Genomic DNA, 2,843 nt, shown 5'->3' on the forward strand with positions numbered 1-2,843 from the left:
TTTTCAAAAGCTCGTTTTAAAAATATAAGAGCATTTCAAACTACAATGAAATATATATAAATATCCATGAAGTACAGTTTAAGCACAGTCAGTTGAATTCTGGCTGTGCTTATTTTTGTTTGTGGATTTAAGCTTTTTTGAGAGTAATTGTATCACTCTTCAATTGTCATAAATGTAGAAGTTTGATTGTACTAAATGCTTGTCTTTGTGCATAAGCCACATATTTTAGCACGAAATCACCGGTTTTTAACCCAGAAATCTTAATCGAAACAATAGCTCAGCCATTTTGAAAATTCGCCCAAAATAGGACATTGTTTTTTCGGTTAAGAGCGTTCCAACCAATTATGCCACGTTGCATAAAAAGTAAGGGGGACATATGTAATAGACGTCTATGCATATATGGTGTAATTAATTCATTGAAAAGGTCAGTAAAAATGAATTGATTAAACTATAAAACTAAAGGAGCGTGGATTTATGGATTCACATAAAGAAGAGGAAAATACATCAATAATATTCAGCGTAGGCAGAAATGGAACAAATATATACAACAATCTTCAATGCGATATGCCTTGCGACTATGACTTGAAAGATAAAAAAAGCTTTGATGACTGTCAGGCTATGATTGAGAGCGTCATAGATGATGATAAAGCATGCATAGAGAAATTGCTTAACAACAAGGCTACAAGAAAGAAACAAAATAACGGTTACATTATGCCGCAAAAACCAACAGGTACAGGTAACTATTTTGAGTTTAATCAACACTTGCGATTCAAGGAACTTTGTGCCAGAATCAAACATCTATGCAGAAATAACTTCTATGAGGATAATGCAATGCACGTTTACTTGACATTTGACCCTAAAAGCTTTCCTGAGAAAGATTTCAAAGACCTGAAAACAGCTAAGGCAGAATTTTCAAAATTCATTAAACGCATGAATGAACATTATGACAATTTCCGTCATGTGACAGTTTATGCAAGGCATGAAAACGGAAACTGGCATTTTCATATGCTCTGTAACCTTAATGCCAATACAGAGCAAGAATTCATCAGAGAAATCTGGGGGCTTGGAATAGCTGATACTATACCTAAAAAAGATAAAAAAGCATTTAATAATATGGTTATTTATCTATGTGAAAATTTGCAGAAAAACTTTTCTGAACTTGCAGGCGAAAAAGCGGTATTGCATTCTAAATGTTTGCAAGATAATTTAAAACTTATGAGTTGGAAGAAGGAAGATTATTTTATCATAGATTGTTTTGTACAGTCCGCTGAAAGAGAAGAACATAAACCTTATGGAAAAGATGGAAACTATTATGTTTCTGCAAGCATTGACGGATACTGGAACCCCCTTGTAATGGCAACTCCAAAAAAGAAAAAGTTCAAGCACGAAAAATACAGACCTGAAAAGAGAAAAAAGAAAGGCGGTGATGCCAATGCGACAGAAAAGTCCAGTGAGGACGGCTGATAATGATATGCTTATAAAAAATAGGAAAGCTGAGCAAAAATTCACGTCCAGTTCACGAAAAAACGCCGCAGAAGCGTTCTAATAAAGTCAGGGAATAATAACCGAAGGCTTTATATATATATTATTTAATTCAGAAAGGAAAATTGACATGGAAAATTTATTTTACACAGCACAGGAGTTAGCTGCAATGTTTGGCATCTCCTCAACTAAGGCTTACCAGATGATTCAAGACTGGAATAAAGAACTTGCAGCTAAAAAGTTCATTACTTTCTCAGGAAAGATTTACAGGGCGTATGTAAACGAAAGAATTTACGGCTATAACGGCAGAGAGGAGGCGATGTAAATGCCTGTTTATAAGGATAAAGAACGTGGTACATACTATGTTTCCTGTTATACAAGCTCACACAGGAGAAAGACGAAAAGAGGCTTCAAAACAAAGAAAGATGCTGTGGCATGGGAAAAAGAGTTTATACTGAGCGACGGAAATGATCTGAGCATGACCTTTGCAAGCTTTGTTGAAGTATATCGTCAAGATATGCTCCACAAAATCAGAGAGCATACATGGCAGACAAAGAATGCAATTATTGATTCCACAATACTTCCCTATTTCGGGGATATGCCGGTAAGCAGTATTAAGGCTACCGACATCATGAAATGGCAGAATAAAATGCTCGGCTATCGGAATGATAAAGGCAAGTCCTATTCGCAGGCTTACCTGAAATCTATAAACAGCCAGCTTTCGGCAATATTCAATCATGCTGTGAAATATTATGAACTGAGACAAAACCCTGTTACGCAAGCAGGCAGTATGGGAAAAAAGGATGCAAGAGAAATGGAGTTCTGGACAAAGGACGAATATCAGAAATTCATTGAGGAGGTAATGGACAAGCCAATATCGTTCTATGCTTTTGAAATGCTCTATTGGTGTGGTTTACGCATGGGTGAGCTTCTTGCACTGACTCCAAAGGATTTTGACTTTGAGCATAAGACGGTCAGAATCAACAAGTCCTATCAGCGTATCAAGCAGAAAGACGTGATTACAGACCCGAAAACACCCAAAAGCATAAGAACAATTACTATGCCTGAATTTCTTGCAGAAGAAATGAAAGAGTGCATAAGTTTACTTTATGGCATTGAAGATAATGACAGGATATTTCAGATTTCCAAGCATTATCTGCATAATGAAATGGACAGGGGCAGCAAGGCGGCAGGAGTCAAGCGTATCCGTATACACGATTTGAGACATTCTCACGTATCTATGCTGATAAATCAAGGCTTTTCTGCGGTGGATATTGCAAACAGAGTGGGACACGAAAGCATTGATATTACATTCAGATATGCCCATATGTTCCCGACAACGCAAACGGAAATTGCAAATA

Annotated in this window: 3 protein-coding genes; all 3 read left to right on the top strand. The window is 36.6% G+C overall.

Features of this window, described 5'->3' with window-relative positions:
• The first annotated feature begins 474 nt into the window (after positions 1-474).
• Positions 475-1,464, top strand: a complete 990-nt coding sequence (locus tag ACI4WO_RS03815) for a rolling circle replication-associated protein (protein WP_439806233.1) — start codon at positions 475-477, stop codon at positions 1,462-1,464.
• Between the two features lie 148 nt (positions 1,465-1,612).
• The gene (locus ACI4WO_RS03820) at positions 1,613-1,807 is read left to right on the top strand and encodes a DNA-binding protein (RefSeq protein ID WP_439806234.1); all 195 of its coding nucleotides are present in this window, start codon (positions 1,613-1,615) and stop codon (positions 1,805-1,807) included.
• A partial coding sequence (locus ACI4WO_RS03825) for a site-specific integrase (RefSeq protein WP_439806235.1) occupies positions 1,808-2,843 on the top strand: 1,036 nt, incomplete at its 3' end.

It is taken from the genome of Porcipelethomonas sp. (assembly GCF_051893655.1).
Lineage (GTDB): Bacteria > Bacillota > Clostridia > Oscillospirales > Ruminococcaceae > Porcipelethomonas.